Genomic DNA, 21,813 nt, shown 5'->3' on the forward strand with positions numbered 1-21,813 from the left:
TGGCTTCAATGAGCGGATGCATCAGCATCTTCGCGAATTGGTATAACAGGGAAATAGACCAACGCTTGTGCTCGTCGGAGCACAGTCTGCTTCAGACCGCTCCTCCGCGATGACCGGCCCGAAATCGGGCTGGCCCACATAGGAATAAGCCGGCACTCCCCTGGGGATGCCGGTTTTCTTTTCATTGAGGGTGCTCAGTCCCGCCGTCCCTTGATCGCCTTCATCAGCTCGCCGAAATGCGGTCGGAAATCCTTGAAAAGCGGATCGTCGCGCCGGGCGAGCAGCGCCTCGCCGAACAGCTTGAGGCCGACGAGGAACAAGAGGTCGTCGTCGCCGGTTTTGCCGAGACGGTCGGCGAGGGCGATCAGGTCGTCGTGGCTGTCGAACTCGAAGCTGAGCGGCCGTTCGGCGGCCTCGGGAACGGCGTCGACGGTGACGCGGAAGCGGTGCTTGGCCAAGATGTTCTCCTTTGCATTTGGCAATGCCTAACCGATCCGGAGCGCATCCGCGAGCATTCGCTGGTGTCGGCATGTGTCCGGCGCGGCTGCGGCCGGCCCGCTTCCGGCAAAGGGATGCCTGCCATTCCGTCCTTGCCTATATCGGGGAACCGCCGAATTGTAGCGGAAATGGCCCTTGCCATCGGTTCCTATTAATATAGGATAGGGAGGTATCCTATCATGCATACCACGATAAACAAAAAGCCCTTGCTCGCGCGTGTCCGGCGCATTGCCGGGCAGATGGCCGCCATCGAAAAAGCGCTGGAGGACGAGGCGGACTGCGCCGTCGTCCTGCATCAGGTGGCCGGCGTCCGCGGCGCGGTGCTGGGGTTGATGGACGAGCTGATCGAGGGCCATCTGCGCGAGCACGTCGCCCGTCCCGGCATCGACGATGCCGCGCGATCGGCGGCGGCCGACGAACTGATGGCCGCCATCCGTCGCTACGGAAAATGAGGTCGAACCATGCAGCAGCCCGGCGTCGACGACCTGGTCCATGACCATGTTTTCCTCGGGCAGGACCACGACCGCAACACCCGTCGCGTGCTCTGGGTGGTCGCCCTGACGCTGGTCATGATGGTCGGCGAGATCGTGGCCGGTTTGCTGTTCAACTCGATGGCGTTGCTCGCCGACGGCTTCCACATGGCCACCCACGCCGGCGCGCTGGCGGTGGCCGCCGTCGCCTATCTCCTGGCCCGGCGCTATGCCGGCGAACGGCGCTTCACCTTCGGCACCGGCAAGATCGGCGATCTCGCCGGCTTCGCCTCGGCGCTGGTGCTCGGCCTCGTGGCGATCGGCATCGCAACCGAATCGCTGCTGCGTCTCATCGATCCTCGGCCGGTCGCCTTTGGCGAGGCGACGGCGATCGCCGTGCTCGGCCTCCTGGTCAACCTCATGAGCGCCGCGCTGCTCGGCCCGGACCATCATCACCGCCACGACCATGATACCCACGATCATGGCACGGCCGATCATCGCCACGACAACAACCTGCGCTCCGCCTACGTTCACGTGCTGGCCGACGCCCTGACCTCGGTGCTGGCCATCGCCGCGCTGCTCGGCGGCCGCTTTCTCGGCTGGACGTGGCTCGATCCGGCGATGGGGCTGGTCGGCGCCGCCGTCATCGCCGTCTGGTCGTGGTCGCTGATGCGCGCCTCTTCGGTGGTGCTGCTCGACATGGCCGATCCGCAGGTCGAGGCCGAAATCCGCGAGCTGGTCGAGGACGAGGAGGACGCCCGCATCGTCGACCTGCATCTCTGGCGCGTCGGCCCGGCCGGCTATGCCGCCATCGTGTCGGTGGCCGGCGGCAGTGCCGAAGGCATCCGCCGCCGGCTCCGGCCGGTTCACGAGATCGTCCACCTGACGGTGGAGGCGAGAGCAGCCGTTCCTCAGCCGCCCGCCGCGTAAAGGCGGGCATAACCGCCGCCCCGCTTGAGGAGATCGTCGTGGCTCCCCTGCTCGGCGATGCCCTCGGCGTCGACCACCACGATGCGGTCGGCGTTGCGGATGGTGCTGAGCCGGTGGGCGATGACCAGCGAGGTGCGGCCTTTGGCCAGTTCGGCCAGCGAGGCCTGGATTTCCCGCTCGGTCGCCGTGTCGAGCGCCGAGGTCGCCTCGTCGAGGATCAGGATCGGCGGATCCTTCAGGAACATGCGGGCGATGGCGATGCGCTGCTTCTGGCCGCCGCTGAGCTTGACGCCGCGCTCGCCGACGATGGTGTCGAGCCCGTCGGGCAGGTCGGACAGGAAATCGCCGAGCTGGGCGCGCGCCGCCGCCGCCGCGATGTCCGCCTCCGACGCGTCGAGCCGGCCGTAGGCGATGTTCTCGCGGATGGTGCCGCCGAACAGGAACACGTCCTGCTGCACGATGCCGATCTGCCGCCTCAGCGAGGCGACGGTCATGTCGCGGATGTCCATGCCGTCGATCGAGATGGCGCCTTCCGTCACCTCGTAGAAGCGCGGCACCAGCGAGCAAAGGGTGGTCTTGCCGACGCCGGACGGACCGACGAAGGCCACCGTCTCGCCGGCGGCGATGTCGAGGTCGATGCCCGAGAACAGCGGCCGGTCGCCGCCGTAGCCGAAGCCGACGCCCGAAAAGCGGACGTGGCCGCGGAAGGCCGGCGCGGCGACGGCGCCCGGCCGGTCGGCGATGTCCGGCTCGGTGGCCAGGAAGACGAGATAGCGGCGGAAGCCGGCGATGCCCTTCGGATAGGTCTCGATCACCGCGTTGATCTTCTCGACCGGCCGGAAGAACACGCCGGTGAGCAGCAGGAAGCCGACGAAGCCGCCGGCGGTGAGCTCGCCCATCAGCACCAGCCGGCTGCCGAAGATCAGCACGACGAGCTGCACCAGCCGCATCGACAGGAAGGACAGCGCGTTGGTGGCGGCCATCAGCCGGTAGGCGGCGAGCTTGGTGGTGCGGTAGGCGGAATTGTCGACGGCGAACAGCCGCCGCTCATGGTCCTCGTTGGCGAACGCCTGCACGACGCGCATGCCGCCGACGTTCTCCTCGATGCGCACGTTGAAGCCGGCGACGCGGCCATAGAGCTGATGCCAGTTCTCGGTCATCCGGCCGCCGTAGCGGGCGGTGATGAAGGCGACGGCCGGCACGATGGCGGCGGTGATCAGCGCCAGCTCGACGTTGACCGTCAGCATGAGGAGGAAGGCGCCGAGGAAGGTCATCACCGCGATGAACAGGTCTTCCGGCCCGTGATGGGCGATCTCGCCGATTTCTTCCAGATCTTTGGTCAGCCGGGCGACCAGATGGCCGGATTTGTGATTGTCGAAATAGCGGAAGGAAAGCTTCTGCAGGTGGTCGAAGCTGCGCCGCCTCAGCTCGGTCTCGATGTTGATGCCGAGCATGTGGCCGAAATAGACGACGATGGCGTTGAGGCCGGCGCTCAGGAGGTAGATGACGAGGAGGGCCAGCGCCGCGACGACGATCAGCGTCCAGTCCGACGACGGCAACAGCCGGTCGATGTAGATTTTGACCGCGAAGGGAAAGCCGAGCTCGAGAAGGCCGGCGACGACGGCGCAGCCGAAGTCGAGCAGGAACAGGCCGCGGTAAGGGCGATAATAGGAAAAGAAGGTTTTCAGCATGGGGCGGGAGAATGCCCCATCCCGCTCCGGAACGAAAGGCCCGGCGGCTGTTGATCCGAGGGCGGCAGCGATCCGTGTCGCCGCCGCATCGGTGGGGAAGCCGATACCGGGCCAGTCCTCATGCGGCGTCGAGTTCGGCGATCTCCGAAGCGGTGAGCGCGAGGCCGGCGGCGGCCACGTTCTCCTCGAGATGAGCGACGCTCGATGTGCCGGGGATCGGCAGCATCACCGGGCTGCGGGCCAACAGCCAGGCGAGCGCCACCTGCCCGGCCGTGGCGCCATGCGCCCCGGCGATGCGATCGACCAGGCCGCCCGGCCGGGCGAGCTTGCCGGCCGCCAGCGGGAACCAGGGAATGAAGCCGATGCCGTTGGCCTCGCAATAGGTGAGAACATCCTGGCTGGCGCGGTCGGTGAGGTTGTAGCGGTTCTGCACCGTGGCGACCGGAAACACCTGCCGCGCCGCCTCGATCTCGGCGACCGATACCTCGGACAGGCCGGCATGGGCGATGATGCCGTCGTCGATCAGCCGGCGCACCGCGCCGAACTGCTCGTCGCGCGGCACCTTCGGGTCGATGCGGTGCAACTGCCAGAGGTCGATCCGCTCGACACCGAGCTTGGCGAGGCTCTTCCTGGCCTGGCCGATCAGGTAGTCGGGCCGGCCGTTCGGCGTCCACTGGTCGGGGCCGCCACGGGTGAGGCCGCCCTTGGTGGCGATCAGCAGGCCCTTGTAGGGATGGAGAGCCTCGCGGATCAGCTCCTCGGAAACGTCGGGGCCGTAGCTGTCGGCGGTATCGATGAAGTCGACGCCGATCTCCGGCAGCCGCCTGAGCGTGGCCAGCGCCGCCGCGCGGTCGGCCGGCGGCCCCCAGATGCCCTTGCCGGTGATGCGCATGGCGCCGAAGCCGAGGCGGTTGACCGTCAGGTCGCCGATTTTGAACTGGCCGGACAGGCCGGCATCGATCGTGCTCATCCTCTTGTCCTTTCCGCGGGTGAAAGAGGTCGGCGGCGGAAAGGGAGCTTCCCGCCGCCAAAGGCCATCAGGGAACGATATAGCCGGCGGCCGTGAACAGCCGGTACCATTCCTCGCGCGACAGCGTCACGCCGGCGCCGGCCACGCATTCCTTGACGCGATCGGGGCGCGTCGTGCCGAGCACCACCTGCATTTTCGCCGGATGGCGGGTGATCCAGGCGACGGCGATGCCGGTCGGCGTCACGCCATGGGCGGCGGCGATCTCGTCGAGCGCGTCGTTGAGGGCGGCGCAGTTTTCACGGTCGCCGACGAAGGGGCCGTCGAAGAAGCCTCTCTGGAACGGCGACCAGGCCTGCAGCGTCATGCCTTCCTTGCGCGAATAGTCGAGAAGGCCGACGTTGCGGTCGACCGACTGCTCGAGGCCGGCCATGTTGATGGCGACGCCCTGGGCGATCAGCGGCGCGTGGGTGATGGAGAGCTGCACCTGGTTGACGAGGAGCGGCTGCTTCACCGCCGTCTTCAGGAGCTCGATCTGGCCCGGCGTCTGGTTGGAGACGCCGAAGTTCCGCACCTTGCCCGACGATTGCAGCTTGTCGAAGGCCGAGGCGACCTCCTCCGGCTCGACCAGCGCGTCGGGGCGGTGCAGCAGCAGCACGTCGAGATAGTCGGTCTTGAGCGCCTTCAGCGAGCCGTCGACGGCTTCGAGGAGATGCGCCTCGGAGAAGTCGAAGAAGCCCTTGCGGATGCCGGCCTTGCTCTGGATGACGATCTTCTCGCGCTGGGCCGGCGTCAGGTTCATCGCCTCGCCGAAGCGCTTCTCGCAGAGGTGCAGTTCGCCGCCGTAGATGTCGGCGTGGTCGATCATGTTGATGCCGGCGTCGATGGCGGTGTTGACCAGCGTGCGGATGTCGGCGTCGCTCATCTTGGCGATGCGCATCAGGCCGAGGATGACGGAGGAGACCGAAAGGTCGCTCTTGGGAATCTGATAGGTCTTCATGGCTTGCCTTCACTGTGGTGCGCGCCGGGGCCGGCTGACGGCGGTCGGACGGCGGCGGAAAGGAACGTGGCGGACGATGCGCCGCCTTCGGTCATTCGTCCAACAGATTGCGGAGATGCCATTGATCTCCGCGAGGAATGACGCGCGCGGATCGCGGAAAACGCGGGGGCGCGTGTCCGAGCTGTCTGGCGGTCAGTATTCCTTTTCGAAGTAGACGCCGACCTTCGACTGCTCCTGCGTCGCCTCGGCCCTGGCCTTGACGTCGTCGGTGATGTCGAGGTTGACCGACACGCCGGTCCGTCCGCCTTCGCCGGCGGTGACGCCCAGATAGACCCGCTCGCTGATGTAGCGGCCGGCCGTCACGGCCGCGTTGCCCTCGGAATCGGTGTTGACGTCGAGATCGTCGAGGCCGACCCCGGCGCGCAGTCGATCGAGAATGCCGTTGCCGTTGCCGCCGCCGGCGAGCTGGGTCACCGCCTCGGCCAGTTGGGCGATTTGCACGGCGGACAGGTCCGAGACCGAACGCTTGAACAGGAAGCGGGCGAGGATTTCGTCCTGCGGCAGTTCCGGCGTCGACGAGAGCACGATGCTGGGGTCGGAGGCATAGCCCTCGACGGTGGCAGTGACGGCAACCGAATCCGACGTGGTGGTCGCCGACAGCGACAGGTAGGGATTGAGATCGCCCTGAAGCGTCACGGTGCCTTCGTTGAAGGTGATGCGCTGGCCGATCACCAGCACGCGGCCACGGATCAGTTCGAAGCTGCCCACCGGCTGCACGTCGGCCAGCGTACCGCGCACCGTCAGGTGGCCGCCGAGTTCGGCGTCGATGCCGCGGCCGCGCACGAACAGCTGGCGCGGCGCATTGACGGCGACATCGAGCGCGACGGGGAGACCACCGCCGGTTCCTGTCCGGCCGCCGCCGGCTGCCTTGTCGATCCGCTTCAGCGTTGCGTTGACGTTGGCCGGCGTATTCCTGTGCTTGACGTCGATCAGCACCGGCGCGCCGCCGCCGCCCTCGGGCACGGTGATTTCGGCGCGGGCGACGTCCACCTTGCCGGTGACCGTGAGGCCGTTCGTCACCGATCCGCCGACGGCGAGCGACGCGCCGAGTTCGGCGGTGACGATCCTGCCGTCGGTAACACGGGTCCTTGCCGCGGTGATGCGGATATCCACGGGCAGGCCGTCGCCGATGCCGACGCGGCCTTCGGCCGATAGCTGGCCGCCGCCCCTGACAGTGGCGGTTGCCCTTTCGATGCGGATGCTGTCGCCGGACAACTGGAGCGCCACGTTGATGGCGTCGAGCCGCATGGTGGTCAGCGGATCGGTCACCGAGGCGCCGCTCACCGTCACCCGTCCGGACAGTTCGGGCGACGCCAGGCTGCCGGTGGCCTTCAGCGTTGCCTTCGCCGTGCCGGTAAGGCGGGTGCCGCGCGTCGCGACGAAGGATTGGGCCAGCGCGAGAGGCAGGTCGGCGCTGGCGTCCACGGTGAGCCCGCCGCCGGAAAGCGGGATGACGCCCTTCGCCTCGGCGCCGAAACCTGCGGGGCCGGTGAGTTTCGCCGAGGCGAGGTTCACCTTGTTGTCCTCCAGCCGGCCGGACGCGGTGGCGGAAAAGCCCGCGAGACCGGCTGCGGTCAGTTGCGGCGCGGCAATGCCGTCGGCCTTGACGGTGAAGGCGGTGGCGTTGCCGTCGCTCCTGGCCGTGCCGTCGATGCTGGCGACGCTTGCCGCTTGCGCCGCGAGGCCCTTGGCGGCAAAGCGGCCGTCGATCTTCGGCGCGCCGAGGAGATCGGCGATCGTCGCGTCGACGTCGGCGGAGGCGATGCGGTTGCCGGCGACCGCGAGATTGGTCGCCTTGATATTGGCCTTTGCCGTCTGCTTGCCGCCCTCCGGCAGAAGGCTCACATCGGCCGAAAGCCGGCCGGCGAGGTCGGCAAGAACCAGCGGCCCCAGTGCGGAGAGATCGGGCGAATCGACGGCGAGCCGGCCGGTCATCAGCCCCTCGCTGTCGAGCGCCACATCACCGGTCACCCGGCTGTCGGCAACGGCCAGCGCCAGGTCACGCAGACGGTTGCCGTCGGCGGTGTGGGACAGGCCGGCCGACAGCGTCAGCGGCTTGCCTTTCAGCCGGCCCTGGCCCTTCAGCGTTCCGTTGAAATCGGCTCCGTCGAGTTGGCCGGCGAGATCGACGCCCAGCGCTTCGAGGGCATTGTCGGCAAGGATCAGCCGATCGGAAGACAGCCGCGCCGTCACGTCGAGCGGCCCGCCGCTGCCCCGGAGCGACAGCATGGCGCCGGCCGCCCCCTTGGCCTTCGGCTCGATGCGGCCGACGTCGGGCAGCGTCAGCGTCGCCGTGAGGTCGGTGCGGTCGAGCGCGTGATCGCCATCGGCGGTCAGCGTCAGCGCCGGATTGGCGATCCTGAAGGCCTGAAGCTTGAGACCCGACGTGTCGCGGGCGACGCGGCCGGTCAGCTTCGTCTCGCCGGACAGCAGATTGTCGAGTTGGGCGATGCCGGCCGCAAGCGTGCCGGCATTGCCGTCGAGCGTCAGGTCGAAGGCGCCGGTCGTCGGGACGAGCGTCCCTTTGGCCGCCAGCTCGATGCTGCCTTGAAGCGGCCGGCCGGCCAGGGCGGAGAAAGGCGCGAGCGAGGCGGCCGATAGCGTCTGCTGGCCTTCGACGCGACCGTCTTCCACCTTGCCGACGAACGACGCCTGAGCGGTGGGCGTCGCCAGCTTCAGGAGATCGATGGCGAGCGGCACGCCGGCCGACCAGCGGCCGGAGCCGGAGAAGGCGAGCTCGCCGCCCACCGCCGCGCCGACGGCGGCATCCGTGAAGCTGAGGCCGCGCGAGCCGCCGGCGAGCGTAAAGTCGACGCTGCGCTTTTCGGCGTCGGCGAGATCGGTCGCGGCGCCATGGCCGCTGATTTCCAGCGCCCCGGCACCGAAGCTCGGCGTCGACAGGCCCTCGGCGGCGAGTTCGAGGCTCCAGGCGCCGCCATGGCCGAAGGAGAAGCGGAGCCGTCCCTCGCCGAGTCGCGTCGTGGCGCCTTCGCCGCCGAGCGGCAGCGCGCCGTCCTTGCCGGCGAGGCGGCCGTCGATGTCGATCGCCGTTGGAAAATGGTCGGCGGCGAGCGCCGCCGAACCCTGCAGCGTCAGCACCGGGGCGGCGAGCGCCAGCTTGTCGATGCTGATCGGGCCGGCGTCATCCGCCCGGCCGGAAAGCTCCAGCGTCGATCGGCCGGCGAGATAGAGGGCATAGTCGGGCTGCACCAGCGCCGCGAGATCGCCGGCAAAGGCCGAGCCGAAGCGATAGCCGTCGCCATCGCGGGCAATGGTGGTGCGGCCGGCAAGCCGGCTGACGCCATCGGTGGCGAGCTCGAGGTCGGCGGCGAAGTCGTCGAGCGGTCCGGCGCCCTTCAGCGTCAGGCTGACCGACGGCCGGCCGGGCAGGTTCATGAGGCCGGCCATGACGCCGCCGGCCGGCTCCTCGGCCTTCAGGTCGAGATCGAGCCTCTTGCCCTCGGCGGCATAGGCGGCCTTCAGCGTCACCTCGCCCGGCTTGCTGTCGGTGCGGCGAATGGCGAGGTCGGCGTCGAGCGAGCCGCCGGCGAGACTGGCGGCGGCGGTGACGGCGAGCCGCGCTTCCTCGCCGAGCACGGGCGCGCCGAGGACCACGTCGGGCGCCGAGAGGCGGCCAACCTTCACCTCGACCGGCAGGTCCGGCAGGCTGAAGCCCTCGCTCGCCGCCGGGTCGACGGTTTCGGCCGGCAGCGGCTTGCGGATCACCTCGATCTTCTCGGCGTCGAGACTGTCGACATCGAGCCTGCCCCTGAGCAGCGCCAGGCGGCTCCAGACGAGATGCACGCCCTCGATCCTGAGCCAGGCGCCCTCGCGGTCGGATATGGTGATCGAAGCGAGCCGGACGTCGGACGACAACGCGCCGTCGATGGCGCCGAGCTCGATCTTGCGGTCGGGCGTCGAAATCTTGTCCTCGACGAAGCGGACGAAGGCGCCCTTCTCGGCGCTGTCGTCCTCCTGGGCGCCGGCCAGCGTCAGCGCCAGCGGCCCGGCGGCGAGGACAGCGAGGGCGAGGAGAGCGGTTCTGATCTTCATGGGGTCGCCTCCTCAGAAGCTCTGGCCGAGGCCGATATAGACGCCGAAGGTCGAATCGCCCGGCTCGTGATCGAGCGGCAGCGCCACGTCGAGCCGCACCGGCCCGAGGCCGGTATAGTAGCGGATGCCGGCACCGGCGGCGAAGCGCAAACCGTCGGCGAAATCGGGATAGTTCGAGGCGAAGGCGTTGCCGGCGTCGACGAAGCCGACCACGCCGAAGCTCTCGCTGACCTTGGCGCGCAGTTCGACCGCGCCTTCGAGGCGCGACAGGCCGCCCGTCACCACGCCGTTGTCCTTGGGGCCGAGGCTGCGATAGGCGTAGCCGCGCACCGACGAGCCGCCGCCGGCATAATAGAGCCGGCCGTTGGGCATCTCGTCGATCGGCGCGCCCAGGATCGAGCCGGCGGCGAGCCGGCCGGCGATGACGAAACGGCCCTCGCGGTCGAGCGCCAGATAGGAGGCGACGGAAGCATCGGTGATGACGCCGGCGTTGCCGAAATTCGCCTCGTAGAACGGTTCGGCGCTGACCTTGGCGTTGAAGCCTTCGTGCGGGTCGGTCTTGTCGTCGCGGCTGTCGTAGGCAAGGCCGATCGGCAGGCCGGTGAGCAGGAACTTGTCGGTGCCCTGGGCGTCCTCGTCGCGCGACGCCGTGACGCCGAGGCCGACCGAGGCGGTGAGCTCGTCGGTGATGGCGTGGCTGAGCCCGACCTTGGCGGTGATCGCCGTCTCGGTATAGGTGTCCGGCGTCTCCCGCGTCGCTTCGAGCGCGGCGGTGAAGTCGGTGAACGGCGTTATGATGCCCGGCCGGGTGAAGGTGGCCGAGAGATCGTAGTTGAAGTCCTTGGGATCGACGCCGGCGATGCCGTTCACCGCGCCCGACAGCTTGAACGACTCGGCATGCCCAAAGAGGTTGCGGTGCTGCCAATAGGCCTCGATGCCGGCGCCGTCCTCCGTGGCGTAGCTGACGCCGCCGCCGAATACGTGCAGCGGCCGCTCGGCGACGTTGAGGGTCAGCGGCAACTGGCCGTTCGGGCCGAGCGCCTTGGCTTCCTCGATGCGCTGGCTGGAGAACACCTGCAGCCGGCGGAGGTTCTTCTGTCCACGCTCGATGACGGCGGGATCGTAAGGCGCGCCGGGCTCGATGCCGGTCATCCAGGCGGTGTACCGGGGATCCATGCGGCTGGTGCCGGTCACCGCCAGCGGCCCGAAGGTGGCGGCCGGCCCGGGGTCGACGGTGATCGCCACGTCGAGCGTCGAGCTATCGTGCTCCGCGATGGTGTCGCGCCTGACGATGCTGGCCAGCGGATGGCCGCGCCGCCGCCAGGCGTCGATCAGCAGCTTTTCCGAACCGGTGACGGCGCCGGCCCGCGCCGGCTCGCCGACGGCAAGGCCGATCTCGGCCGGCGTCGACTTCTTGAAGTCCGTGTCCTCCGGTCCGGGCGGCGGCGCGCCGGTGATCTCCACCTGGCCGAAGCGGAACAGCGGCCCCGGCGTGACGCGCATCGCCACCTTCACCGGCTGCGGCAGGACGGCGTCCGGCGCGATGGCGTCGGGATCCTGACCGCCGACCGTGATCTCGATGGTGCCGCCATAGCGCCCCTCCCGGTAGAGCGCGGCGGTAATGCGGCCGTATTCGGCATTGACGCGGGAAAGGAAAGCGGCGGTCGAGGGCGGCGGCGTGTCGTCGCGGCCGGTCCAGAGGGCGGAGGCGGCGAGCACGGCCGCATGCAGGTCGTCATCGGCGCCCACCGTGTCGATGGCCACGGTATAGCGCTGGGCATCCGGCGAAATGTCCGGGTCGGGCTCCGCCTCGAAGAAACGATGCCCGAACAGCTCGAAGGCAAAGGCCTCCTGCGCCAGCAGCGAAGCCCCGAGCAGCGACGCCGCGATGGCGACGAAGCGAGCGATTCCCGGGGGTATTTTCTTCCCTGTCGCCCGCATCAACGCCCCTTCCCACTCACGCAACGGATGGCGGCCGGTCCGGCTGCGGCGGCCCCTTCGAAGAGATTAGAGTAAATTGAGGTTACCGAACAGGAAAGATGCCGACGGCCGGTAATTCGTCCTGTCGGGCGGGGGCGGCAAGGAAAAGGCCCGCGTGGGGGAAAACGCGGGCCGAGTTGCCTCATGGGAAGCTGGAGGAGAGGTCAGCGGATGCGTAGCCCGCCTTCGTTGAATATGTAGCGCCGGTTCGGCGGACAGCCGAGCGTGATGGTGTCGCCGGGGCGGACGTCCGGCCCGTCCCGGTATTCGACGATCAGCGGCTGGCCATCGGTAAGCTGGCAGTAGAGGTAGCGCGTGCCGCCGAGATATTCGAGCACGTCGACGCGCGCCTCGATGCCGCCCGGAGCGCCGACGACGAGATGCTCCGGCCTCAGGCCGAAGGTCACCTTGTCGCCGGCAGCAAGGCCGTCACCGGCGATCGGCGCCGCTTCGGCCCGTCCGGCAAGCTCCACCTTGCCGTCGCCGCGCCAGACGGCGTCGAGAAGGTTCATGCGCGGCGAGCCGATGAAGCCGGCGACGAAGGCGTTGTCGGGATCCTCGTAGACGGTACGGGGCGAGCCCGATTGCTCGACGCGGCCGTCGCGCAGCACGACGATCACGTCGGCGAGCGTCATCGCCTCGGTCTGGTCGTGCGTCACGTAGATCATGGTGTTGCCGAGCTCGCGGTGCAGCCGGGCGATCTCGACGCGCATCGAGACGCGCAACTCGGCGTCGAGATTGCTGAGCGGCTCGTCGAACAGGAACACCTCCGGCTGGCGCACGATGGCCCGGCCGATGGCGACGCGCTGCCGCTGGCCGCCGGAGAGCTGGCCGGGGCGCCGGTCCATCAGCGGTTCGATCTTCAGGATGGCGGCGGCGGCGGCCACGCGCTCGTCGATCACCGCCTTTTCGGTGCGCTGCATCTTCAGCCCGAAGGCCAGATTGTCGCGCACCGTCATGTGCGGATAGAGCGCGTAGCTCTGGAACACCATGGCGATGCCGCGCTGCGACGGATCGACGTCGGTCACCTCGCGGCCCTTGATGGCGATCTCGCCGTCGGTCACCTCCTCCAGGCCGGCGATCATCCGCAACAGGGTCGACTTGCCGCAGCCCGACGGCCCGACGAACACCACGAAGGCGCCGTCGGGAATCGTCAGGTTGACGCCGTGGATGACTTCCATCGAGCCGAAGCTCTTGCGCACCTCGGTGAGCTGAACGCCGCTGTCGGACATGGCCATCACGCTCCGCTCTTCTTCGAGCCGCCGCGCATCCAGACCAGCATCTCGCCGGGCGCGCGGTTGTCCCAGAGGTGGTAGGGCACGAAGCGCGCCTTGACCGGTTCCGTCGCCGGCGGCGCCTCGCGGTAGAGCGAGCCGTCGAAGCCGGCGCTGAGGTCGCGCGTCGCCTCGATGTCGAGCGCGACGGCGCCGCCGAGCGCCGCCACCTCGCTCTCGCCGGCGCGCGCCGGATCGCCGGTGACGGTGAGCGCGTTGAGCCCTTCGCCGTTGTCGACGGCTTCCGTGCAGTAGACCAGCGGCCCGCGCATCAGCGCGAAACGGCCCGTGTCCTGGCGGACGCGCGGATCGGCCCAGAGGGCGCGCGGGATCAGCGGCAGCTCGAGGTCGATGACCTCGCCGCCGGTCCACTCGTGCTCGATGCGCGCGTAGCCATCCACCGTGACCGCGGCAAGGTCCACCGCGCCCCCGTCGATCGAAAGCCTGGCACCCTTCGCCCAGCCGGGAAGGCGCAGCGAGACGGCGAAGCGCGTCGGCTTCTCCACCTTCAGCGTCAGCCGCACCGCGCCATGCCAGGGATAGCGGGTGGCCTGGCTGAGCTCGATCCTGGTGCCGGCCACCTCGGCCTTCACCGAACTCTCGCCGTAGAGATGCACGGCGATCTCGTCGTCGGCGACGGCATACATGTAGGAGCCGATCGAGGCGACGAGGCGGGCGATGTTGGGCGGGCAGCAGGGGCAGCGATGCCAGATCCAGCGGTGATGCTTGCCGGCGCTTTCGAGCGGGTTCTCGTAGAAGAAGGTCTTGCCGTCGAGCGACAGGCCGCTGAGCGAGCCGTTGTAGAGCGCGATCTCCATGATGTCGGCGAAGCGGCGGTTGGGGCCGCGGCCGAGCATGCGGTTGGCCCAGAACACCAGGCCGACCGAGGCGCAGGTCTCGGCATAGGCGCTCTCGTTCGGCAGGTCGTAGTAGTCGGTGAAGCCCTCGTTGGCCGCCGACGGCCCGATACCGCCGGTGACGTACATCTGCTTGGTGACGAGATCGTCCCACAGCGTCTCGAGGGCGGCGGTCAGCGTGTCGTCGTTGTATTCGGTGGCGATGTCGGCCATGCCCGAATAGAGGTACATGGCGCGCACCGCGTGCCCTACCACCTTCGTCTGCTCGCGCACCGGCTGGTGCGACTGGTTGTAGTGGTAGGAGCCGAAGACGAAGTTCTGCGGGTCGCGGCCGTCGCGCCGGGCCTCGATGTCGAAATAGTGCGGCTCGGTGCCGCGCTCGTCGATGAAGTACTTGGAAAGATCCATGTATTTCTGCTCGCCGGTGGCGCGGGCGAGCTTGACGAGCGCCAGCTCGACCTCCTCGTGGCCGCAGTAGCCGGCGATCTGGTCCGGGCCGTGGCCGAACTTGCCGATGATGTGATCGACGTAGCGGCACATGACGTCCATCAGCTTGCGCTTGCCGGTCGCCTGATAGTAGGCGACGGCGCCCTCGATCAGATGGCCGGCGCAGTAGAGCTCATGGGTGTCGCGGAGGTTGGTCCACTCGCGGCCCGGCACCACCCGCAGATACCAGGAATTGAGATAGCCGTCCTCGCGCTGCAGCCTGCCGTAGAGGTCGACGATGGCGTCGACGCGCGCTTCGAGCTGCGGATTGGGCTTGCGGTAGAGCGAATAGGCCACCGTCTCGATCGACTTGCCGAGATCGCTGTCCCAGAACATCTGGGTCGAGACCATCGCCTTGTGCTCGGTGGCCGGCACGGTCGGGCTCATCGAGTGATAGGGGATGACGACGCCGGGGCTCGGCTGGTCGACGTCGATCGCCTTCAGCATGCCCGCCTCGACGCAACGGTCGAGCAGCGTTTCGGCGGTGGTGTCGCAGACGGCGTCCTGGCGGGCGCCGAACAGACCGCCGAGCACGACGGACGGCACGGGGACGGGACGGAACTGACGGTCTCTCTTGGTCTCGGTCATGATCGGATTTCCAGTGAGGGAAAGTGTCACTTCACGGCGCCGGCCATCAGGCCGCGCATGTAGTAGCGTTGCAGGAGCAGGAAGACGAACAGGCAGGGCACGCTCATCACCGTGACGCCGGCCTGGACGGCGCCCCAGTCGATGGCGCCGAGCCGGCCGGCGCGCACCGCCGAAATCAGGATCGGCAGCGTGAACTTGGAGTTGTCCGACAGGAGCACCAGGGCGGCCAGGAACTCGTTCCACGAATTGAGGAAGGCGAAGATCGCCACGGTGACGATGCCCGGAAGCACCAGCGGCAGCAGCACGCGGACGAGCAGCCCGAGGTCGCGGGCGCCGTCGATGCGGGCGGCTTCCTCGATCTCCTTGGGCACCGCGTCGAAGGCGTTCCTCATCATGAACACCGAGAAGGGCAGTTGCAGCGTCACGTAGACCAGCGTCAGGCCGATCAGCGAGTTGTTGAGGCCCAGCTTGGCGAGGATGATGAACAGCGGCGTCAGGATCGACTGGAACGGGATCATCAGCGTGGCGATGATCAGCACGAACAGCGCGTTCTTGAACACGAAGCGGTAGCGCGAGAAGCCGTAGCCGGCGAGCAGGCTCACTACCACGGTGAGAAGCGCCGTGCCCACCGCCACCGCCGCCGAGTTCAGCGTATGCTGCCAGACGCCGGCGCCGAAGCTGTCGAGATTGCGGTAGGCGTCGAGGCTGAAGCCGGTGGTCGGCCAGGGCGGGATCGGCGGCAGCCGCGCTTCCGTGCCGTGGCGGAACGATGAGAGGATGGTGATGGCGAACGGCGCCAGGAAGAACACGGCGAGCAGGATGCCGGTGCCGTGGTAGCCGCCGGCGCCGAGCATCGCCCGGCGGGCGCGCGCCTCTTTCTTGGTGGTCATGGCCGGTCCTCCCCGACGCGCAGCAGCCAGAGCTGGAAGATGCTGATCAGCACCAGGATGACGAGGAGCGCCAGCGACATGGCCGCGCCGTAGCCGAGGTTGAACGACACGAACGACTGGTTGAAGATGTAGTAGACCACCGAGATCATCTTGTTCTGCGGTCCGCCGGCCGTCATGATGTAGAACTGGTCGAAGGCGAGAATCGAGCCGGTCACCGACAGGATCAGCGACAGCGCCATGGTCTTGCGCATCAAGGGCAGCGTCACGTAGATGAAGCGCTTCCAGCGGTTGGCGCCGTCGATGCGCGCCGCCTCGCCGAGCTCGGTCGGGATTGCCTGCAGGCCGGTGAGCAGGATGATCATGGTGAAGCCGGCCACCTTCCAGACCACCATCAGGCAGATGACGAAGAAGGCGCTGTCGAAGCTGGCGAAGAAGTTGGTCTTGAGATCGACGATCCCGAGCCAGGCGAGCAGCGGATTGAGAAAGCCGCTGTCGACGTTGGCGAACCACACCCAGAGCAGCGACGCCGAGGCGAGGCCCACCACCACCGGCATGAAGATCGCCGTCCGGTAGACGCCGACCATCCGCCGCTGCCGCTCGACGAACATGGCGAGCGGAAAGGCGAGGGCGAAGATGGCGATGGTGATGATCACCGTATAGTAGGCGGTAAATCCGAGCGCCGCGTAGAAACGGCTGTCGGAGGCCATGCGGATGTAGTTGCCGAGGCCGATGAAGCGCGTGCCGCCGAGCAGCGGCCAGCGGTGCAGGCTCATCCAGAAGGTGAACAGCACCGGCAGGATGAAGAATACGATCACCAGCGCCATGGCGGGCGCGATGTAGAGGAAGCCCTTCCATTGCGACCGGCGTTGCGGTCGGCGTCTCGGCCGCGGCCGGCTGGAGGGGAGGGAAACGGTATCGGCGAGGGTCATCGCGGCCGCTCTTCTGGGCGCCCGTCCGGAGGCTCGGGCCTTGCCGGGGGCGCAGGAAATCGGGGAAAGGCCGGCCGGAAGCGGCGCTTCCGGCCGGATCGTCAGGTCAAGGCCTTACTGGGCGTTGTCGATGATGCTTTGCATCTCTTCCTGGGCGCTGGCGAAGGCGCCGTCGACGTCGTCGCCGAAGATGGCGGCGTTGGTGAACGAGGCCCACGGGCCGTTGGCGCTGTTGATCAGGTCGTTGAACTGCAGCGTATAGGGCGTCTTGCCGATGGCGATGGCGTCGACGCCGACCTGCATGCGCGGATCGAGATCCTTCAGCACCTCGGCGGCGATATCCGAACGGGTCGGCAGGCTGCCGTATGTCGCCATCACCTTTTGGCCTTCCGGCGAATAGGCGAATTCGAGGAAGTTCTTGGCGAGGGCGGCGCGCGGCGAGCCCTTGGTGATGACGAAGTTGTCGCCGCCGGCGAACGACGAGGTCTTGCCGTCGACGCTCGGGATCAGCGACACGCCGAAGTGGATGTCCGGATGCTCGGTGACCAGCGTGCCGATGGCGAAGGCGCCGAGGTTCTGCTGGCCGATCTTGCCGTTGGTGATCGACAGGAAGTTGGCGCCGGTGTCCGAGGCGGCGCCCGGCGGCACCACGCCCGCCTTGACCATGTCGCGATAATAGCCGACCGCCTTGCGCATCTCCGGCGTGTCGAGCGTCGCCGTCTTGCCGTCCTCCGACAGAATGTCGGCGCCGGCGCCCCAGACGAGCGGGGTGAAGGTGAAGATCATGCAGCCACCGCAGCCGCCGCCGGAGAAATAGAAGCCGTAGATGTCGTCGCCGAGCGCGCGGATCTTCTTGGCGTTGTCCGAGATCTCCTCCCAGGTGGTCGGCGCCTTGTCCGGATCGAGGCCGGCCTTCTGGTAGAGGTCCTTGTTCCAGGCGAACACCGAGGTTTCGACCAGGAGCGGCAGGCCGTAGATCTTGTCCTCGTAGGTGCCGAGCTTGACGTGGCTCGGCGACAGCGCGGCGAAATAGGGCAGGGCCTTCGCCCAGTCCGTCAGGTCCTCGAGCTGGCCGGCCGCCGCGAAGGCCGGGTTGTAGATCAGGTCGAGCGACAGCGCGTCCGGCGCCTGGCCGCCGGCAATGGCGGTGGCGTATTTCTGGACCAGCTCGGAGAACGGCACCTCCGTCATCTGGACCTTGTCGTCGTGGCTGGCGTTGTAGGCCTCGACCAGCTTGGTGAACGAGGCGCCGATGCCGCTGCGCACCCACATCTGCAGCGTTTCGGCTTGAGCCGCGCCGGCGGCGAAACAGAACGTGACGAGGCTGGCCGCGGCCAGCAGCTTGTTGATTTTCATGGTTCTCTCCTCCTAAACGGGTCCTCTTCCCGCAAAATCCATGGTTCTCAGGCCGGGACCTCCGCGCCCCGGCAAGACTGGCGGATCACCAGCGAGCACGGCAGCTTGCGAATGCCGGGCTGCACTTCGCGGCCTTCCGACATCGCCAGCACCAGCCGGCCGGCTTCCCGGCCGAGCGTCTTGAGGTTCATGTCCACGGTCGTCAGCGGCGGCCGCGTCTGCGCCGCCACGATGTCCCAATTGTCGAAGCCGACCACGGCCACGTCGTCCGGCACCCGGACGCCGCGCTCGCGCAAGCCGTCGACGACGCCGCGGGCGATCTGGTCGTTGCCGCAGAAGATGCCGTCGGGCTTTTGGCCGTCGCATTCCCACAGCCTGGCGACCGCCTCGTGCCCCCAGGCTTCCGACCAGACGCCATGCAGCACCTCCGGCGGGCCGTCGACCGCGGCGCGATAGGCGTTGGCGCGTTCGCCGACCGACAAGAAGCTCTTCGGGCCGGTGACGTGGACGATCCGCCGGCAGCCGGCGTCGATCAGGCAGCGGACGGCCAGCCGGGCGCCCTGCTCGTCGTCGGAGCGGAGCGTTACCCCGTCGGCCGGCCCCTTCGAGAAGGCGTAGACCACCGGCACGGCGAGGCCCGAGAGATCGACCGGCAACTGCCGGTCGAGGCGCTTGCCGGAGGCGATGATGCCGTCGACGCTCTTGTCCAGCATGGCGTCGACGTGGACGCGCGCCCGTTCCGGATCGTCCTCGATGGCGCACAGGAAGACCGACACGCCATGCCCCACCAGTTCCTCCGATACGCCGGCCATCACCGGCAGGGTGAAGCGGCCGTAGGTGTCGTTGGTGAGCAGGCCGATGGTGAAGCTGCGCTTGGTGATCAGGCCGCGCGCCAGCGCGTTCGGCCGGAAGCCGACCTCCTGCGCCACCCTCTTCACCCGCTCCCGCGTCTCCGCGCTCATCCGTCCGCTGCCGTTGAGCGCCTTGGAGGCGGTCGAGATCGACACGCCCGCCAATGCCGCCACGGTGTGGATGGTCAGCCGTCCACGCTTGCCACCGACGAGGTTCAGTTTTTCCTCCCTTGTCCGTTGTCGATGAAAAAACCTTTTCTCTTAGGCGAAGTCAACATGGGAAAACATTTTCTCAGATCGAGGCATGGGGAAGGGCTATTGTTGAACCGGCGGGCGGCCATGTATTTGACGATGCTGGATTTCACCTACCCTTGCCGTCTCGACGGGAAGCACCGGACGGCAGCAACGGGGCGACGACTAGACTAAAAGCTGACGTCGGAAATCCGCTTCGAGAGTCTCATGCTGAACCGGCGCGGCAACAAAAAGGGCGGCGGAACGATCCGTCGGGATCGCTCCGCCGCCTGTCGATACGCAATTGCCGACGACCGTGATCAGCTCAGCAAATGCCCGACGGCCTTGCGCCAGCCGGCGAGATGCGCCTCGCGCGCCTCGGTCGGCATGGTCGGCGTAAACAGCGTCTGCCCCTCGCCGCCATCGGTCATGGCAAGGCCGAGGCCGTGGAAGGCCACCGAAGCCGCGCCGAGGGCGCTCACCTCGGGGAACTTGCCGCGCCTGAGCGGCCGGCCGAGGATGTCGGCCTGGAACTGCATCAGGAAATCGTTGCGCGAGGCGCCGCCGTCGACCGACAGGCCGGAAAGCGGCGCGCCGATGTCGGCCTCCATCGCCGCGAACACGTCGGCCACCTGGAAGGCCACCGCCTCGACGGCGGCGCGCGCCAGATGCGCCGGCTGCGTGCCGAGCGTGAGGCCGGAAATCTCGCCGCGCACGTCGTTGCGCCAATGCGGCGCGCCGAGGCCGACCAGCGCCGGCACGAAGGTGATGCCATGGCTCGACGGCACGGTCATGGCGAGGTCGGCAAGGGCGGCGGCGTCCTTTAGGCCGATGAGCGAGGCCATGAAGGCGACGGTCTGGCCGGACACCGAGATGTTGCCTTCGAGGGCGTGCCACACCCGGTCGCCGAGGCTCCAGGCGATGGTGCCGGACAGGCCGTGGCGCGACCGGACGCGCTGCGGCACCAGCGACATCAGCGACGTGCCGGTGCCGTAGGTCGCCTTGACGGTGCCCGGCTCGCGCACGCCATGGCCGAACAGGGCGGCGTGCGAGTCGCCCATCATGCCGTGCACGGGAACGCCGGCGGGCAGCGCCGTGGCGCCGGCCGCCGTCTCGCCGAAACGGCTGTCGGAGGACCTGACCTCGGCCAGCATCGCCTTCGGCACGCCGAACAGGGCGCAGAGGTCGTCGCTCCAGGCGAGCGCCTCGGTGTCGTAGAGCTGGGTGCGGCTGGCGTTGGAATGGTCGGTGGCGTGCACCTGACCGCCGGTGAAGTTCCACAGCAGCCAGCTATCGACGGTGCCGGCCCGGATGGCGCCGGTCTCGGCGCGCGCCCGCCCGTCGGGAATGCGGTCGAGGATCCAGGCGATCTTGCTGGCCGGGAACAGCGGGTTGATGCCGAGGCCGGTCTTCGCCTCGACGAAGTCGCCATGACCGGCGGCGATCAGCGCCTCGCAGGCGTCGGCCGTGCGGCGGCACTGCCAGATGACGCAGGGCGCCAGCGGCTTTCCGGTGGCGGCGTCCCAGACGACGATCGATTCGCGCTGGTTGGAGACGGCGAGCGCCGCGATGTCGGCCGCCCTGGGATGGGCGGCGAGTTCGTCGATCACGGCTTTGACCGCCGCCCAGATGGCGTCGGCCGATTGCTCGGCCCAGCCGGGCTCGGGATAGTCGACGGTCATCGGCCGGGACGCCGACGCGATCACCGCTCCCGACCGGTCGACGAGCAGCGCCTTGGTGTTGGTGGTTCCCTGGTCGATCGCCAGGACGAGAGCCTTGTCCATCATCGCCCCTTGCGCCTGATCGCCTTGCGGGCTGCCTCGGCGATTCCGTCGGCCGTGAGGTTGAAATGTTCGAACAGGAAGTCGACGGTGCCGGTGGGGGCGAAGCCGGGGAAGCCCAGCATCTCCATCGGCACCGGCCGGTTAAGGGCCAGCGTCTCGGCGACGGCGCCGCCGAGGCCGCCGCGCACACTCGCCTCCTCGACGGTGACGACGGCGCCGGTCGCCGCCGCCTCGATGATCGCCGCGCTATCGAGCGGGTTCATCCAGGCCATGTTGACGACCCGCGCCGACACGCCCTCGGCCGCCAGCCGGTCGGCGGCGGCGATCGCCCGGTGCAGCATCACGCCGTTGGCGAGAATGGCGACGTCGTCGCCCTCGCGCATCACCTCCGCCTTGCCCGGTGCGATGCGGTCGATCCGGTGGTCGAGCGCCGGCACCGGATAGCGGCTGACGCGGATGAACACCGGACCCTCGTGGGCGGCGGCAAAGCGCATGGCCTCGGCGGTCTCCCAGGGGTCGGACGGCACGATGGTGATCAGGTTGGCGAGCGGCCGCAGCCAGGCCAGGTCCTCGATCGAGTGATGCGTCGGCCCGAGTTCGCCATAGCCGATGCCGGGCGACTGGCCGCATAATTTGACGTTGGTGTTGGAATAGGCGACGTCGGCCTTCACCTGTTCCAGCGCCCGGCCGGTCAGGAAGCAGGAGGCGCAGGAGACGAAGGGAATGCGGCCGCCGTTGGCGAGGCCGGCGCCGACGCCGACCATGTTCTGCTCGGCGATGCCGACGTTGACGAGCCGCTCCGGCCAGCGCGTCTTGAAGCCGCCGAGCTTGGACGAGCCGACGCTGTCGTTGACGACGGCGACCACCCGCTCGTCGGCCTCGGCCAGCGCCTCGAGCGTCCGGGAGAAGGCGTCGCGG

General features: G+C 68.3%; 16 protein-coding genes. 2 read left to right on the forward strand and 14 right to left on the reverse strand.

Annotation, left to right across the window (positions count from 1 at the left end; genetic code table 11):
- Positions 1 to 194 precede the first annotated feature (194 nt).
- Positions 195 to 458, reverse strand: a complete 264-nt coding sequence (locus CJ014_RS21635) for a DUF3861 family protein (RefSeq protein WP_165790936.1) — start codon at positions 456 to 458, stop codon at positions 195 to 197.
- A 219-nt stretch (positions 459 to 677) separates the two neighbouring features.
- On the opposite strand from CJ014_RS21635, the gene CJ014_RS21640 reads away from it, so the two are divergent.
- Positions 678 to 950: a metal/formaldehyde-sensitive transcriptional repressor gene (locus CJ014_RS21640; protein ID WP_100082580.1), complete on the forward strand. Its 273-nt coding sequence runs from the start codon at positions 678 to 680 to the stop codon at positions 948 to 950.
- Between the two features lie 9 nt (positions 951 to 959).
- Positions 960 to 1,898 carry a CDF family Co(II)/Ni(II) efflux transporter DmeF gene (gene dmeF, locus CJ014_RS21645; RefSeq protein ID WP_100082581.1) on the forward strand — a complete coding sequence of 313 codons (939 nt, stop codon included), beginning with the start codon at positions 960 to 962 and terminating at the stop codon, positions 1,896 to 1,898.
- Here dmeF and CJ014_RS21650 read toward each other — a convergent pair.
- The 13 genes from CJ014_RS21650 to CJ014_RS21710 all read right to left on the reverse strand — a co-directional run.
- Complete coding sequence (locus tag CJ014_RS21650; protein ID WP_100082582.1) at positions 1,880 to 3,589, reverse strand: ABC transporter ATP-binding protein; 1,710 nt, start codon at positions 3,587 to 3,589, stop codon at positions 1,880 to 1,882. The two genes, dmeF and CJ014_RS21650, sit on opposite strands and share 19 nt — an antisense overlap.
- Positions 3,590 to 3,707: 118 nt before the next feature.
- The gene (locus CJ014_RS21655; protein WP_100082583.1) at positions 3,708 to 4,559 is read right to left on the reverse strand and encodes an aldo/keto reductase; all 852 of its coding nucleotides are present in this window, start codon (positions 4,557 to 4,559) and stop codon (positions 3,708 to 3,710) included.
- A gap of 67 nt (positions 4,560 to 4,626) precedes the next feature.
- A complete protein-coding gene (locus CJ014_RS21660; RefSeq protein WP_100082584.1) occupies positions 4,627 to 5,556 on the reverse strand; it encodes an aldo/keto reductase in 930 nt (309 codons plus the stop codon).
- A 192-nt stretch (positions 5,557 to 5,748) separates the two neighbouring features.
- The gene (locus CJ014_RS21665) at positions 5,749 to 9,669 is read right to left on the reverse strand and encodes a translocation/assembly module TamB domain-containing protein (protein WP_100082585.1); all 3,921 of its coding nucleotides are present in this window, start codon (positions 9,667 to 9,669) and stop codon (positions 5,749 to 5,751) included.
- A gap of 12 nt (positions 9,670 to 9,681) precedes the next feature.
- Complete coding sequence (locus tag CJ014_RS21670; protein ID WP_100082586.1) at positions 9,682 to 11,610, reverse strand: autotransporter assembly complex protein TamA; 1,929 nt, start codon at positions 11,608 to 11,610, stop codon at positions 9,682 to 9,684.
- A 203-nt stretch (positions 11,611 to 11,813) separates the two neighbouring features.
- Positions 11,814 to 12,881 (reverse strand): ABC transporter ATP-binding protein, encoded by a 1,068-nt coding sequence (locus tag CJ014_RS21675; RefSeq protein ID WP_100082598.1) that lies wholly within the window; start codon positions 12,879 to 12,881, stop codon positions 11,814 to 11,816.
- Positions 12,882 to 12,886: 5 nt separating this feature from the next.
- Complete coding sequence (locus tag CJ014_RS21680; RefSeq protein WP_100082587.1) at positions 12,887 to 14,854, reverse strand: glycoside hydrolase family 127 protein; 1,968 nt, start codon at positions 14,852 to 14,854, stop codon at positions 12,887 to 12,889.
- A 26-nt stretch (positions 14,855 to 14,880) separates the two neighbouring features.
- Positions 14,881 to 15,744 (reverse strand): carbohydrate ABC transporter permease, encoded by an 864-nt coding sequence (locus tag CJ014_RS21685; protein ID WP_100082588.1) that lies wholly within the window; start codon positions 15,742 to 15,744, stop codon positions 14,881 to 14,883.
- Positions 15,741 to 16,673 (reverse strand): carbohydrate ABC transporter permease, encoded by a 933-nt coding sequence (locus tag CJ014_RS21690; RefSeq protein WP_100082589.1) that lies wholly within the window; start codon positions 16,671 to 16,673, stop codon positions 15,741 to 15,743. Before CJ014_RS21690 ends, CJ014_RS21685 begins: the two co-directional genes overlap by 4 nt.
- A gap of 114 nt (positions 16,674 to 16,787) precedes the next feature.
- Positions 16,788 to 18,029, reverse strand: coding sequence for an ABC transporter substrate-binding protein (locus CJ014_RS21695; protein WP_100082590.1), 1,242 nt, complete (start codon positions 18,027 to 18,029; stop codon positions 16,788 to 16,790).
- A 47-nt stretch (positions 18,030 to 18,076) separates the two neighbouring features.
- Entirely contained in the window at positions 18,077 to 19,099 is a 1,023-nt protein-coding gene (locus CJ014_RS21700) for a LacI family DNA-binding transcriptional regulator (protein WP_100082591.1), read from the reverse strand.
- A 332-nt stretch (positions 19,100 to 19,431) separates the two neighbouring features.
- Complete coding sequence (locus CJ014_RS21705) at positions 19,432 to 20,898, reverse strand: FGGY family carbohydrate kinase (protein ID WP_245427530.1); 1,467 nt, start codon at positions 20,896 to 20,898, stop codon at positions 19,432 to 19,434.
- A partial coding sequence (locus tag CJ014_RS21710) for a transketolase family protein (RefSeq protein ID WP_100082593.1) occupies positions 20,895 to 21,813 on the reverse strand: 919 nt, incomplete at its 5' end. The genes CJ014_RS21705 and CJ014_RS21710, both read right to left, overlap by 4 nt.

The sequence above is a fragment of the Pleomorphomonas carboxyditropha genome, from assembly GCF_002770725.1.
GTDB lineage: Bacteria > Pseudomonadota > Alphaproteobacteria > Rhizobiales > Pleomorphomonadaceae > Pleomorphomonas > Pleomorphomonas carboxyditropha.